We start from the raw sequence: 13756 nt of genomic DNA, 5'->3' as shown, positions 1-13756 counted from the left end.
TACCTGGTCAATAGATTTTCCACGGCGCATGGCAAGAAGCGAAGGGTTTTCTCGCCCATCGGACATACCAATGCAGGAAACGCTTAATAACGAAAATAATGAAATGTTGCGAAATGCAGCGCCTGCATCTTGCGGTTGATACAGTTTTATGTCGGTTAACCCTGTGCATTTCCAATGATGTAACGGGAATTAAGTTACAAATGCCGCTCTGTACTTGAAGAGCCATAAATGAAATTACTGACCGCCACACAAAAATTGCAGGACTTCGTGTCCGTTCGGTCCGACAATCCTGATCTGCTGAAAGCGCAGTACCGTGCTTTCACCCGACAGATGCCGATGATGTATTTCATTCTGCTCTCAAGTACATGGGCGCTTGCCGTAACGCATATGCAGGTGGCGCCGCTCTGGCTCACCATTGGAATTCCCGGACTCTTCACCCTCGGCTGCACGCTGAGAGTCACCTTCTGGTGGAGGACGCGTGGTATAGATCCCGCACCCAAGGTGGCGCATGCAGCCCTTCAGCGTACCAATCGTCTGGCTGCCGGCATCGCCATGGCATTCACGCTCTGGTCTTTTTTGCTGGTGCCCTATGGGGATGCCTATACGCGATCCCACGTCGCCTTCTATATGGCGATTACCGTCATTTCCTGCATTTTCTGTCTGATGTATGTGCGCTCGGCCGCTTTCATGGTGACGGTCATCGTCAATGGCGCCTTCATCGCCTTCTTTCTGGCGTCGCGGCAACCGACATTTGTCGCCATCGCCATCAACGTGCTGCTGGTCTGCACCGGCATGATGTCCATCCTGCTGACCAACTACCGCAATTTTGAGCGCATGGTCATTTCACAGCAGCGCACGGAAGCGCTCAGCAATGAAAACCTGCTGCTTGCCAATATTGACAGCCTGACGGAACTGCCCAACCGCCGCGCCTTCTTCGCCCACCTTGAAGCCGAGCTCGAAAAGGCCAGGGCCAACGGAACCCGGCTGGCGCTGGGGGTCATCGATCTGGACGGGTTCAAGCCGGTCAACGATCTTTACGGACATTCCGTGGGAGACAGGTTGCTGATCAATGTCAGCAAACGCCTCACCGCCAATCTGAAGGCCAGCAGGGCCTTTCGGCTGGGCGGCGACGAATTTGCCATTGTCGCACCGATCATACCTGATGATGCGCAGCTCGTGGCAAATGCCAATGCGATCTCCGAACAGCTGAGGGCGCCTTACCATATGCCTGAGGGAACGGTGCATGTTTCCGCATCCATGGGAATAGCGGTCTTTCCACACCTCGCCTCCACGCTCGAGCAGCTTTTCGACAGGGCTGACTATGCCCTCTACCATGCCAAGAAAACCCGCCGTGGCGATGCCGTTCTGTTCGATGCGGAACACGAAAAGCAGATCAATATCGAAGCACGCATCGAACATCTGCTCAAACAGAGGGATATGGAAAACGAGCTTTCAGTCGTGTTCCAGCCGATTGTCGATATACGCGACGGCAGAACGGCGGGTTTTGAAGCGCTGGCGCGCTGGCGCAGCCCGGTTCTCGGGCATGTGCCGCCTTGCCAGTTCTTCTCCATCGCGGAACGGGCCGGCATCGTCAGCTCGCTGACACGGCCGCTTCTCAAGATGGCGCTCTCCTCCGCCTCGAAATGGGAACCCTCCCTGCGCCTGTCGTTCAACCTTTCGGCCCAGGACCTCAATTCCCATGAGGGCGTGTTGTCCCTGCTCGGCATCATCGAAAACAGCAGCTTCGATGCACGCCGGCTGGACCTTGAAATTACCGAGACGGCTTTTGCCCATGATTTCGAACAGGTCAGGCAATCGGTCGAAATGCTGCGGCGTCTCGGCTGCGGCATTTCGCTCGACGATTTCGGCACCGGTTATTCGAGCCTGACGCGACTGCATGCTCTGCCGCTGACCAAGATCAAGATCGACCGCAGCTTCGTTACGGATCTGCACGAAAAACCGGCCAGCTATAAAATCGTAAAGTCGCTTCTCACCCTCAGCCGCGACATGGGACTGGAATGCGTGGTTGAAGGGGTGGAAACATCAGCCGAGCTTACCGCACTCGAAGGCCTCGGCGCCACGCTGGTGCAGGGCTATATTTATGCGCCGCCGCTTAAGGAAGAGGATGTCGATGCGTTTCTTGCGGGACAGGCGACTGGACCCAGAATTTCCGCCGGCAAACACAGAAACAGGCGCCTCCGGTAAATCCGTTGCATAGGGCAGTTTCTAACGGCACCCGTATTCCAGATTACTCGAACGTAATCCAGGAAGTTCCCTGTACCAGTCGGCCACCATGCGCACATGCATCACCCAGCCGCACTATCTTCTTCCCATCAATAGCGGCAAAGGCCGAGCCGGCAGTAATTGTATCGGTCGTCGGAACGCCCGTGCACAAACAGGTGTCACCGACAGTCGCAACCGGCGTTCCTTCAACCGTAACGAAGCTCTGTTGAGTAGAAATTACGGGGCCACCGACATGCGGCCTTGGACCGGGATCGACCTTTGGGCAGACGTGCATGTGGCCTTTAAGGGAGACTGGGCTGGCGGTCATTCGCTTTTCCTTCTCAAGTAAAATCAAGCCGCATATGCAAAAGGCAAGGGTGTTATGGCGAGCACTCGATTATCTCGCCCCCGGAAGCGTAGTCCCCTGTCGAAATCCCCTCCATTCTTCCATTGAAAAAGGCACGGATCTGACCGAAGGATGAGCGGGTTAAGGTCCAAAAGAACAGCCTCAAAGCCGGCGGCATCGTCGGGTCTCAGGTAAATGTCGACAATAGCATCATCGATATGAGCTACCTGCGTGAAACGGTCGGCAAACTCCACCAGGGCTACAGCGATGGATCTGGCCTTCGCCTCTATCTCAGGAAAGAAGGCCGTATGAAAATACTGCGATGCGCCGATAAATTCCCGGTTCTTCATGAAGAGCCTGAACTCCGACCATTTCGGTATGTTTTCCCAGGGCCGTATGAACATGCAGACGTCGAATTTGTCTTGAAGAGAGCTGGCAAGAAGTCCCGCCACGCGGGGGTTGTCCCGCAGGACATGCGGCATGAGTTGAGCGCTGTTGAAGATCGGGCCGTCCTGATACCGTCCGGGCTGCTTGAAGCTGCATCCCCCGAGACGAAAATGAGCTCCATCTTTGAAAAGCGCCGTTTTGGTATCTATGCCTATGCGAAATTCGTCTGATAGCTGGGTGAGTTCATCTATGTCGAACAGCTCCCGGAAAGCTGCGGTTCTACTTCCTATGGCGGCGCGGTCCTGCTCCGAAATAAGCAACTGTTCGAAGGGTAACCCCAACTCGCATACTTCGTCCGGCCAGGATTCGATGAAGGTTGCTCGCCATTTTTCGTGTAGACCAAGCATTTATATCTCATCGACCTTTTTAAGATTGTAGAAAAACTCATAAAGAGACGGCGCTGCGAGACCCAGGCCGCGCGCGTTATTTCCCGTGCCGAAAGGATCGGAAGCCTGCTCCCACAGCCATACACGATTGTCGGTTCTGTCCCGCCCATTCATCAGCAGATATGAGTTTCCGCCGTCGGCTGTACCAAAGAATATCATTGGCAAGGTAAACTGCTCAGGCCAGGCGGGGCTGGTTATGAACATATCGTGTCTATCATAGAACCGCTTCTTGCCGGAAACCAGAACCTGCACTTCATGCGCAGAGCGCGTCCCATCCTCATATGTCACAACAAAATTCGCGTAGACATCGGGTTGTTCGAAGCCGTTCCAGCCATAGTTCACCAGAACCTCGGCAAGCTGCTCCGGCACTGACAGCGAGGTGTAATCCTCAAATTCAAGAATGTCTTGAGCAGACCAGAGAGAGTCTTCCTCAAAGGACCAATCGCCAGTTTCCTGCATTCTGGCGATTGCTTCACCCAAAGTAACGCTCATAACATTCTCCTCAATATGCAGGGTCTTTTACCGCTGAAGCGCCGCCGGTATGCGCACCTCCGCCCGACTTTACGGCATGGATTCGTTCATCAACAAGCTGCATCGTTGATGTATCCTCATTATGGTGCCATGTGTAACCGTCCTCCATCTTGGAAGCGTTCCAGCTACCGTACCTTTCTTTCATCGCCGTTCTCGCTTGTCCGAAATCGCCATTTCGCGCAGCGTGATTGCCCTGCATATCGGGTATTCGTGCTTCAATGGGCTTGCCGTCTGGACCTTTCTGGCTGAAGGGTGAGAAATCGGGTTTACCATTTCGGTATTGAACACCATCCTGCCCATACTCTTTCAGTGCCTTATCGGCAGGAGTTCCCGGTTCCGGAGACCACTTGCTGTTGCCCGGCTCTCCAGACCACTTCCCCTCTCGCGGAATGTTCTTGTATTTGCCGCCATTTTTATACTCGTCTATCTTTTTCTGGCGGCATGCCTTCGTGTTGCATTTCCTCAGGTCTTCCTGAAGCTTCCGGTAGGCTTCGCCCCGTTTGGAAGCCCAGTATTTCGATGCCGCCGCCGACTTTCGTACGTGGTCTTCGAGCGCCTTGACCTTGCGTTGGGCAGCAGCAACCTGACTCATCAGTTTTTCGGCATACCGCGCGATCTTGGTGCCCTTGGCAGCAGCCTTGGCCCCATCACCCCAGACGGGAACGAGACCGACGAGATCCAGACCGGCATCTGCCCAGTTCCCAGTCCAGGCGTTTCCAATGGCGCTCGCGACATCCACGACGCCACCCACCACGGGAATGGACGAAGCAGCCAGCCAACCCGCTTCTTTCGCGATTTCGGTGTAGCGCTGGTTCAGCATATCCAGATCGCGACGGGCCAGTTCAAGCTCGCGCGTGTCAGGAACATTGACGAGGTCATCGAGGTGCTGGCTCATTGAACGTCTCTCGCCTTGGCAGCACGCTCACGCTCGAACTCCTCCTCGATATCGTCGTAGGGGACGCCGAGAATGTTGTTCTTTATATATTGCGGGAACCAGAAGGCATTGTCGCTGCGCGCGATCGCGTTCCCTTCCTGGCTCATGGTCGGTTCAAGGTTACAACGCTCGATGCGTTGTTCCTCAGTCTGGCTTTGATCGGCTAGAATGGATTTATAAGGTTCGAACAGAAAGAAATCCGGTCCGATCCGCCACATCAGCACAACGAAGTGAATCTGATAAATCGGGTCGGAAAACCCGAAATGCTCGGCATAACGCCTGCCCCAGCGCGTCATCTCGGTAGCCTGGGGCGACCCAGCCATATCCGCGAAACTGGGCAAATGCTTCGGAATCACCTCTCTGGTGAAATAATTCGTAAAATCATCGTCATCGTGCAACATCGCATTCATCTGACGCGGATCGAACTCAATGATCATGACGATATCCTCTCAACTGCCTTTGTCTGGCCTGCGCCCTGAGCAGGCACCACGATCGCACGATGTACAATGCCACCTTCAAAGCGGAACTTGAGTAATTCTCCCGCCTTCAGATCGTTTTCACAATAAAAACACTCAATTCCCTTGAAAAAAACGGCGGCCTGCTCTGACGTCAGGACTGGCAGATACTGGCGCAAAGTCCGCGGGTCGTAATAACGAAAGAAGTGAATGGTTCCCTCACTATCTTTGACGACCGTAAATTTCCTCAAATGCCGGACAACATCCTCCAGCGCATGCGACGTTCGCAGAAAAACCGACCATCGCTTGCCAAAGCCTTTGTCGATAAGCCATTGCAATACGCTTTCGTCAGATGTCATCTCCGCGACCCAAGCGGTATCGTCTCCGAATTCCTCAAGCGCATTGCCTCTATAAAGACATGCAACCTTGTGCGTCATGGCTTGAAGCGCTGGTGGAATAATCATCGGCGCCCGGGACGCATCGACCACGGCATAAAGGCGAGTGGTTCCGCCAGTTCCTTGCTCCTCCCGCAGTTTGGAAAGAACTTCCTGCCTTTTCTCGCTGTTGAGTTCCACGTCGGCCCCTACTTCTTCGAGCAGTCTTCAGCAAAGGGTTTGTTCGTGCTTTTGCCGCCGCTGCCGCGCTTGAAGTTCACAGCATTTGCTTTGACCTCGAACTTGGACGCCTTGATAAACACCCCGTTTTTGTTGATCTCGATGACGCCGCCGGGCGCCGCAAGCACTATCTTGTCGCTCACGATCACCGTGTGATTTTCAGTTTGCGTAAAAATGGCTTTGCCAACGTTTATTTCGTAACGCTCTCCAACGGTCGTCTTCTTTGTCTTTCCGACACTTTCAAGCGACGTCTGGCCGACATTCGTGACCTTGCTCACCCCGATCTGTTCAGCCCGTGCTACGCCGACGCTGTCGGATTTGAACGTGCTGACGATCGTGTTCATGATGCCCGGCAGCGGAAACAGACTCGACGCATCGGACCCGACGCCCGAGCCGGAACCGGCAAGTGCAGTGCCCGCATCTGCACGCGGGCTCGGACCGGAGACCACGCCCTCGCGCGAGGAAATACCGCCAGCACCAAGGAAACCGAGCGCGGACGAGGCAAGTGTGGTGGCGAAGGCTGCGACACCTGGGCCACCGCCGCCGGCGATCTGGGCGGCCTGCGAAAGGAGGCCCGCTGTCTGTCCTGAAAGCGCCTGCACACCCGCCATGGCCATCATCGCCATCGGCCCCGTGCCGCCGACGACGGTGTTCACCGAACCACCGATTTCGTGTTTCTGGTTGCCGGAAACTTCAACGGCGCGGTTGCCGCCGACCGAGGCGACCTCGTGGCGGTCGATGCGCTTGGTCCGGTCATTCAACACCCGCGTCGTCTGGTCCTTCTGGGCGTGGAAGAACTGGTTCTCCTTGCCGGCCTCATCCTCGAAGGTGATTTCGTTGAAACCGTCCCCCTTGTGACTGTTGGAGCGAAGCACCATGCGCGTCTTGTTGGCGGGCAGGTCATAAGGCACTGAATTGGCGGGATTGTTGACCACGCCAATGACCAGCGGTTTGTCCGGGTCACCATCGACGAAGGCCACCATCACTTCCATGCCGATGCGCGGAATGACCTGCGCACCCCATGTGCCACCACCCCATGCCTGGCTGACACGCACCCAGCACGTATCCGTGCCGTCCTTCTTCGCCTTGCGATCCCACGGGAACCACAGCTTGATGCGGCCATATTGGTCAGGGTGGATTTCTTCGCCTTCAGGGCCGGCGACGATCGCCACCTGCGTGCCTTCGATGCGCGGGCGCTTCGTCGCCCGGTGCGGCGTCAGCGGCACACGAGCCGGGATCGCTTCGAAGTGGTTGCGATATTCCGGCTCGTTGCTGTTTGTCTCATAGGAGAGATCCACAATGCTGTGGCTTGCCCTGATAACTACATGCTCTTCATAGGGATGCTCTGGATGGGCAACCTCGAAAGGCGTGAAACGGCGGCCGGCCTCCAGAATCCGCGTGGTCGACGAACCGAACACCCGGTCATGATCGGCTTCGATGGACTGGGTGCGCAGTTTTTGCGCGCGCTCGGCCTCTGCCACCGTCTTGATGCGGGCCGGATACTCGTAAAGCTCGCGCTTCGTCGCATCCGGCATCTGCACCAGCGAGGGCGTCATCGTGCCCGGCACCATGCCCGGCGTCTCGAAATTCCAGTCGGCGCCAGCGCGCTGGCCCGAGACATAGGAAAAACGCCGCGCCCAGTCGCTGATGTGGTTGCGATCCGACGAACCCTGCGCCAGACGCACCGTCCCCTCCCCCTGGGCGGCCGGCGACGGACCGAGCCAGCCACTGGCGCTATCGGCCACATGCAGCTTGTGGGAACCATCCTCATGGCTGAACCAGTAGAACAGGCCGTCCTCTTCGAAACGGCGGGTGAGATAGTCGAGATCAGTCTCATTCCATTGAACACTGTAGTGCTGGGCGGGCGGCGGCGAGACGATGCCCGACGTGTCGGGAGCAGGAATGCCATGTTCGGAAAACAGCGTCTCGACGATCTCGACCGCCGTCTTGTCCATCCAGATACGGCAATCGGAACGGCGCGACAGAAGCCACATTTGCGGGCGGATCGTCAGCGCATAGGAGCGCATGCCGCGGGTGATAGGCGGGCCTTCATGCAGCTCCGTCACCAGGCCGTTGAACGGGCGGCGAACACCGCCGCCATCACCCTCGCCCTGGCTGATCTCGATGGAGATATCGACCAGCCGTCCGATCAGCTCTTCGGGCTTGACCGCTTCTTTCTTGGCCCGCACGGTCAGGCGGATGTCGAAGAGCTGCGACACGCCCTCCTCGACCGTCAGGCGCTCCGGCAGAAGCTGATCCTCGCCGAGTGGCGAAGAAACCTTCAGAACGCGACTTGCCTGAACGAAATCAGAAAAAGACGGCTGGTCGTTCATGGGACACTCCTATTCAGGACCCGCGGCTGGACTGCAGAGGCCAGAACCAGATCGTTTCCGAATTGTAGTAGCAGGCCGATGCGCATTGGGTGGCTTCCGAGCCGCCCCGCACAAGGTCGATATGACCGCCGCCGGTGTAGCCGGGGATATTGTTGAAGGCGACGACGCCGTTGCGCGCGCCGATGCCGTTACGCGCCGTCGCGGGCGTGAAGGGCTCGGGCTCGCCGAGATAGCCCGTCCGCTTCATCAGGTTGGCGAGGCGGCGCATGTTCACCTCTATGCCCTTTCCGGCATAGGGGCCTTTCTGGATGCGGTGCGAGGCAGGCACGATGTTGATGCCCGACTTCACGAAAGCGATGCTGACACGGATGGCGCAGGTATTGTGATAGTTCGGATTGCCGATGAAATCATCCCAGCCGATTTCCGTGAACAGATCACGCTGGCTGACATAGTTAGGGTGCGACGGATCGCTGCTCGGGTAATTCTTATAGAGAGTGTCAAAGTTAACACGCATGGTTCGTCCCACTAGTTACTTTTCTGCTCACAGGGAAAGGAGACCTTGAGCGCCTCCCGCACGAGAGTGGCTGCCTGTTCATCCAGTTTTTCCGCAGGAAGATCGCCGAGATAGGTGTAGATCCGGTCGGTGAGTTCATGGGGCGCCACGGCGCCCGCACCGCACCAGTCCGATCCGCTTGTCAGATCGGCCACACCGGCGATATAGGCGCTCGATTTTGCGACGGAAACCAGCCGCCGCATTTCCGGATCAGACACATCAGGGGCAAGTTTGCCCTCGATGGCCTGCTTGAGTTCGGCACCGGAGAATATCCATGTCCGTTCCTCGGCACCGGCCGGAGAAAGACCGGACAGAGCCAGAACAACCGGCACGGAAACAAAAAACGCATATAGGGAGCGCATGATTAACCCGCCTCGTCCAACGTGGATGAGAAACATCACGACGTGAGCTGCAAAACTGCAATGAAAACGTTCCGGTGCCGGCCGGGGCCGGCACCGGGTCGCGTCGCTATCAGGCGGCCTTCGTCGTCGCCAGATCGTAGGAGGCGATCATCGGAGACTGCGGCGAGTTGTTGTCGTCGAACGGCGTGTACTTCACTTCCATCTTGGTGAAGTTGAGCTTGATGGTTTCCACCGGACGATCACCGCTGGAATCCACCGAGTAGCTGGCGATGAGTGTGTTCGTCAGCAGGTATTCGATATAGGTATTGCCCGGATTGCCCGTGGTCACCAGATGGATGGTTGCGAGCTTGCCAGTGCGGCCGGCGCAGGCTTCCTGGAAAAGCTTGGTGGAAGAAGAATCGCTGACCTTGGTCAGAATGACTTCCGAAATAGTCGGTTCGGATGCTTCGCGGTTTGCAGCAGAACCAGCAGACGTGTTCATGTTGCGTGCCACGTTCCAGTGAATGGCTTCGATGTCCATCCACTTGCGGTGTTCCTCATGCGTGGCGTCGCCCTGGATACCGTCAATCTGCAGATAAATTGGCATGCTGTAAGCTCCTGTAGCTGAAAATGACCTCTTGCTTCGAGGCCGCGTTACCCTTCGTTTAATGCCGCATGCGTCGGGTAGCCCCTTCCGACGCGGCAACTTTATCCACCTCATCCTCTTCGGTTGCGGCGAATTCATCTGGCTCCCCAGCCACTTCGGCACGAATACCGAACCGATTTTCATCAAAATCGACAACGATCTTGCCCACGCGTTCTCCCGCGATCACCTTCTCGAGGAAAAAGCTGGAAAGAGGCGGCAGGAGATCCTTGCCGATCATGATTTCGATGGCGCGTGCGCCAATTTCACTTGCACCGGCGCGCGCCACCAACGCGTCGCGCGCGGCATCGGACAGGGTCAGGTCGGCGCCGTATGTTGCCAGAACACGCTCCCTGATCTTGCCGATCTGCATGTCCACGATCCTTGCAAGTTCTTCCGCACCGAGCGGCATGAACGGCAGGATGATCGTGCGCCCGAGGAAAGCGGGCTTGAACTGTTTGGTCAGCTCCGGCATCAGCAGCGCTTCCAGCGCCTCGCCTTCCGGCATCGTATCCGGGTCGGCTGACAGCGCGGCCAGCAGCTCCGATCCGGTGTTGGCCGTCATGAAGATCGTGGTGTTCTTGAAATCGACATCGCGGCCTTCGCCATCGCGAAGCACGCCTTTGTCAAACACCTGATAGAAAATATCCTGAACGCCGGGATGGGCCTTGTCGATCTCATCGAGCAGGAGAACGCCGAACGGCCGGCGGCGCACGGCTTCCGTCAACACCCCGCCTTCGCCGAAGCCGACATAACCGGGCGGCGAGCCGAGAAGCAGCGAAACCTTATGCTCCTCCTTGAACTCCGACATGTTGATCGTCGTCAGATGGCTGTTGCCGCCATAGAGCAGATCGGCGAGCGACAGCGCCGTCTCGGTCTTGCCCGTTCCCGACATCCCAACGAGGAAAAACACGGCGGGCGGGCGGCGAGGATCGGACAATCCGGCGCGCGCGGTTCGCATGGCATCGGCAATCCGGCCGATTGCGGCATCCTGCCCCACGACCCGCTGGCGCATGCGCGCATCCAGAGTGCGCGCGCTTTCGATCTGGTCGGCCAGGAGTTTACCGAGCGGAATTCCGGTCCAGCGTGATACGACGGATGCAATCGCTTCACGATCAACCACCGTCGGCACAAGTCTTTCGGCATTTGCCGGCCTGGTCTCAGCCGCAGGCCGCAGGGGCGATACATTCGATGCACCGGTTTCAGCCGACTGTTCTTCGCTGAGTTCAGCCACTTCTGCATCGTAACGGCTGCGCAGATCGTCGATCCCTCTTTCGAGCTTTTCGACTTCGTCGCGTATCGACTGGATACGGCCCAGAATCTCGTCATCCTGCGGTTCACGCAGAAGCCAGTTCAACTCATCGGACAGAAGACGCCGCTCGCTTTCCATGGCGCGCAGCCGTTCCGGCAGGGTCTGCCGCGCCAGCGAAACGGCCGCGGCGGCCGTATCGAGAAGGCTGACGGCCTTGTCCGGCAATTGCCGCGCCGGCATATAACGCGCGGATAATTGCACCGCGGCCACGATCGCCTCATCTCGAACGATAACGTTGTGATGGCTGACGAAACTGTCGGCGACACCGCGCAACATGCGTATCGCGGTCGTCTCGTCAGGTTCGCGCACATGCACGGGCTGGAAACGACGCGTCAGCGCCGCATCCTTTTCGAAATATTTCTTATATTCGCTCCAGGTCGTCGCCGCGACGGTGCGCACTTCACCCCGCGCCAGAGCCGGCTTGAGAATATTGGCCGCATCGCCCTGACCAGCTGCGCCACCTGCGCCGACAAGGCCGTGCGCCTCATCGATGAACAGGATAACCGGTTCGGCCGAGCGTTTTACGGCATCGATCACGCCATGAAGACGGCGCTCGAACTCGCCCTTTACACCGGCGCCGGCCTGCAGCAGCGAAATATCGAGGTTCAACAGACGGACGTTGCGCAATTTTTCCGGCACATTCCCGGAAGCAATCTCCAGCGCCAGCGCTTCCGCAACCGCCGTTTTGCCGACACCGGCCTCGCCCACCAGAATGGGGTTATTTTGACGACGGCGCGTAAGAATATCAACGAGTTGGCGCAGTTCATCGTCGCGCCCAATCACCGGATCGACCTTGCCGTTCCGGGCATCGGCGGTCATGTCCTGGGTGTAAAGGCGTAGAAAATCGTTCTGGCCGGCGGCTGGCGCTGTACCCGCCGTCGTGGAAGGAACGCCGCTCCCGGCGGTGTCTTCAACAGAACTGCGAAGGCGCTCCAGAGCCGCGCGATCCATCGCTTTCAGCGACGGAAAAGCGGAGCGGACGAAAGAGCGGAGCGAGGTTTCCTCGTCCATCGCCAGAAGCAGGTCGCAGAGCGTCACGCGGTCGCGCCCGGCCTCCAGCGAAGCAAGAACCCATGCCTCGCGGCCCGCCGTCAGGATGTTCTGGGAGAGCGACAATGCCTCGCCGTCGCCGATCACGGCCTCTTCCAGGCTGCGGCCGATTTCTGCCTGCAACACCGGAAGTGGAATTTTTAATTCCTCGAATGTTTTCGCATAGATGCCGGCATCTACAACCGCCAGCAGCCAATGCGGGATATCCACGTACCTGTGCCCCATACGCACCGCGACAGAAGCCGCAGCTTCAAGGGTGACGCGCAGGTCAGGCTCAAGCGCTTCAACGAGGCGATTGAGATCGATATGCGACATGCAATGAGCCTCCTGCCCGGGTTCATTCCACAACGTGACGTGGAATAACTATGATGATGAAACCGGGTTGTCCACCCCGAAGTTTATTTTTTATCGGGTTAGATTAGAGGGTAGACGCCACAATTTAGACACATTTTGAATAAGTCTGTCTGATCAATAGCCTCACGTAAGGGAAGTAACTACAAAAAATCCATTACTATTTTCTGGGGATAGACTACCTTTGGATACGAAGCATGTTAAAACAGATGTAGAACTTTTAGGGAATTGCGGAGATAATATCCGCAATGATTCAAGAACGCGTGAACTATACTATAGAATTAAGGATGAAAGAAACCAGGCACGCACAGAAGAGCGCGCCACCTCCCCTCAGGATAACTTAAAGATCTCCAGTAGCTGGGACAGTGTCAGCAATCTTGGATTGCAGATTATATATTCCGAAAGCAAGGACATAGAAATATTGGCGTGGCTTTCCGAAGCAAGCCTGCGGTTGCGCGGCTTTCCTGGACTGCGCGAAATCTATGAGCTTTGTAATGATCTTTTTTACAACCACTGGGACTCATTGCGCTCGATCAGCGACGATAATGATGAGGAAAAATTTGCACCTTTTGCGGGATTGAACGGCATCGGCACCGAAGGAACACTTGTTCAGCCGCTCCGGCTTGCACCGCTGATCCCCGGAGGGAAATTTGGCGAGCACAGCCTCTGGGATTTCCAGCTGGCGCAGCGGCCAACCGAGAGCAAACGGCGCGAAGAACTGTATCGGCTGGCATCCGAAGCGGGCGTTGCCGCCATGTCTTCCCATCTGGCCGAGGTAAACGCCTGTCTCTCCAGCTTCGACGCCATCATGGCGGTTCTTTCCGAACGCTGCGGCCAGTTCGCGCCACCCAGTTCCAATATCCGCAATACGCTCATCGAAGCCGCCGCCGCCATCCGCACGCTGGGCGGGCGCGAAAAGGAGCCGGCCCCGGTTGAGCAGGCGGCGACCGCTGTTGCGGACACTGACGAGGGCGGGCAACCTGCGGTGCGGATATCCGCAGCCTCGCCGGAAGGCATATCTTCACGCGATGAGGCCTTTGAAACTCTTCTTTCGGTTGCGCGTTACTTTCGCCGGACCGAGCCGCACTCGCCGATCTCGCTCTCCATCGAAACGCTGGTTCGCAGGGGGCGCATGGATTTTTCGGAACTGCTGGCGGAGCTTCTGCCCGAAACGCAGGCCCGCAACGCAGTTCTGACGGCCGCCGGGATCAAGCCCGGCGGAGAAAACGGAAAATAA

General features: G+C 57.3%; 13 protein-coding genes. 2 read left to right on the top strand and 11 right to left on the bottom strand.

Going from position 1 to position 13756, the window contains the following annotated elements; genetic code table 11:
- The first annotated feature begins 228 nt into the window (after positions 1-228).
- Positions 229-2205: a putative bifunctional diguanylate cyclase/phosphodiesterase gene (locus WDZ78_RS17385; RefSeq protein ID WP_425673719.1), complete on the top strand. Its 1977-nt coding sequence runs from the start codon at positions 229-231 to the stop codon at positions 2203-2205.
- 43 nt (positions 2206-2248) lie between these two features.
- Here the strand turns inward: WDZ78_RS17385 and WDZ78_RS17380 are convergent, their stop codons facing one another.
- The 11 genes from WDZ78_RS17380 to tssH form a co-directional block, all read right to left on the bottom strand.
- A complete protein-coding gene (locus tag WDZ78_RS17380) occupies positions 2249-2551 on the bottom strand; it encodes a PAAR domain-containing protein (protein ID WP_003504574.1) in 303 nt (100 codons plus the stop codon).
- A 23-nt stretch (positions 2552-2574) separates the two neighbouring features.
- Positions 2575-3363 (bottom strand): hypothetical protein, encoded by a 789-nt coding sequence (locus WDZ78_RS17375; RefSeq protein ID WP_425673718.1) that lies wholly within the window; start codon positions 3361-3363, stop codon positions 2575-2577.
- A complete protein-coding gene (locus tag WDZ78_RS17370; RefSeq protein ID WP_003504569.1) occupies positions 3364-3894 on the bottom strand; it encodes a hypothetical protein in 531 nt (176 codons plus the stop codon).
- A gap of 10 nt (positions 3895-3904) precedes the next feature.
- Positions 3905-4828: an HNH endonuclease gene (locus WDZ78_RS17365; protein ID WP_003504568.1), complete on the bottom strand. Its 924-nt coding sequence runs from the start codon at positions 4826-4828 to the stop codon at positions 3905-3907.
- Positions 4825-5304 carry a hypothetical protein gene (locus WDZ78_RS17360; RefSeq protein WP_425673717.1) on the bottom strand — a complete coding sequence of 160 codons (480 nt, stop codon included), beginning with the start codon at positions 5302-5304 and terminating at the stop codon, positions 4825-4827. The genes WDZ78_RS17365 and WDZ78_RS17360 overlap by 4 nt, the downstream gene beginning before the upstream one ends.
- Positions 5301-5897, bottom strand: a complete 597-nt coding sequence (locus tag WDZ78_RS17355; protein ID WP_425673716.1) for a DUF4123 domain-containing protein — start codon at positions 5895-5897, stop codon at positions 5301-5303. Before WDZ78_RS17355 ends, WDZ78_RS17360 begins: the two co-directional genes overlap by 4 nt.
- 8 nt (positions 5898-5905) lie before the next feature.
- Positions 5906-8269 carry a type VI secretion system tip protein TssI/VgrG gene (gene tssI / locus WDZ78_RS17350; RefSeq protein ID WP_425673715.1) on the bottom strand — a complete coding sequence of 788 codons (2364 nt, stop codon included), beginning with the start codon at positions 8267-8269 and terminating at the stop codon, positions 5906-5908.
- A gap of 13 nt (positions 8270-8282) precedes the next feature.
- Complete coding sequence (locus WDZ78_RS17345; protein WP_425673714.1) at positions 8283-8783, bottom strand: type VI secretion system amidase effector protein Tae4; 501 nt, start codon at positions 8781-8783, stop codon at positions 8283-8285.
- Positions 8784-8794: 11 nt separating this feature from the next.
- The gene (locus WDZ78_RS17340; protein ID WP_425673713.1) at positions 8795-9184 is read right to left on the bottom strand and encodes a Rap1a/Tai family immunity protein; all 390 of its coding nucleotides are present in this window, start codon (positions 9182-9184) and stop codon (positions 8795-8797) included.
- Positions 9185-9293: 109 nt separating this feature from the next.
- Positions 9294-9770: an Hcp family type VI secretion system effector gene (locus tag WDZ78_RS17335; RefSeq protein WP_003504561.1), complete on the bottom strand. Its 477-nt coding sequence runs from the start codon at positions 9768-9770 to the stop codon at positions 9294-9296.
- Positions 9771-9828: 58 nt separating this feature from the next.
- Positions 9829-12483, bottom strand: coding sequence for a type VI secretion system ATPase TssH (gene tssH, locus WDZ78_RS17330; RefSeq protein ID WP_425673712.1), 2655 nt, complete (start codon positions 12481-12483; stop codon positions 9829-9831).
- A gap of 220 nt (positions 12484-12703) precedes the next feature.
- Between tssH and tssA the strand changes: the two genes are divergently transcribed.
- Positions 12704-13756 carry a type VI secretion system protein TssA gene (gene tssA, locus WDZ78_RS17325; RefSeq protein WP_080864573.1) on the top strand — a complete coding sequence of 351 codons (1053 nt, stop codon included), beginning with the start codon at positions 12704-12706 and terminating at the stop codon, positions 13754-13756.

It is taken from the genome of Agrobacterium sp. M50-1, assembly GCF_049843495.1.
Lineage (GTDB): Bacteria > Pseudomonadota > Alphaproteobacteria > Rhizobiales > Rhizobiaceae > Agrobacterium > Agrobacterium radiobacter.
This window is presented reverse-complemented; position numbering and strand designations above follow the sequence as displayed.

Excerpts from the sequence above, each read along its gene's own strand:
- WDZ78_RS17370 (WP_003504569.1), bottom strand. The coding sequence starts at position 3,894 with ATGAGCGTTACTTTGGGTGAAGCAATCGCCAGAATGCAGGAAACTGGC.
- WDZ78_RS17365 (WP_003504568.1), bottom strand. The coding sequence starts at position 4,828 with ATGAGCCAGCACCTCGATGACCTCGTCAATGTTCCTGACACGCGCGAG.
- WDZ78_RS17360 (WP_425673717.1), bottom strand. The coding sequence starts at position 5,304 with ATGATCATTGAGTTCGATCCGCGTCAGATGAATGCGATGTTGCACGAT.
- WDZ78_RS17335 (WP_003504561.1), bottom strand. The coding sequence starts at position 9,770 with ATGCCAATTTATCTGCAGATTGACGGTATCCAGGGCGACGCCACGCAT.
- WDZ78_RS17385 (WP_425673719.1), top strand. The coding sequence starts at position 229 with ATGAAATTACTGACCGCCACACAAAAATTGCAGGACTTCGTGTCCGTT.
- WDZ78_RS17375 (WP_425673718.1), bottom strand. The coding sequence starts at position 3,363 with ATGCTTGGTCTACACGAAAAATGGCGAGCAACCTTCATCGAATCCTGG.
- tssI (WP_425673715.1), bottom strand. The coding sequence starts at position 8,269 with ATGAACGACCAGCCGTCTTTTTCTGATTTCGTTCAGGCAAGTCGCGTT.
- WDZ78_RS17345 (WP_425673714.1), bottom strand. The coding sequence starts at position 8,783 with ATGCGTGTTAACTTTGACACTCTCTATAAGAATTACCCGAGCAGCGAT.
- WDZ78_RS17380 (WP_003504574.1), bottom strand. The coding sequence starts at position 2,551 with ATGACCGCCAGCCCAGTCTCCCTTAAAGGCCACATGCACGTCTGCCCA.
- WDZ78_RS17340 (WP_425673713.1), bottom strand. The coding sequence starts at position 9,184 with ATGCGCTCCCTATATGCGTTTTTTGTTTCCGTGCCGGTTGTTCTGGCT.
- tssH (WP_425673712.1), bottom strand. The coding sequence starts at position 12,483 with ATGTCGCATATCGATCTCAATCGCCTCGTTGAAGCGCTTGAGCCTGAC.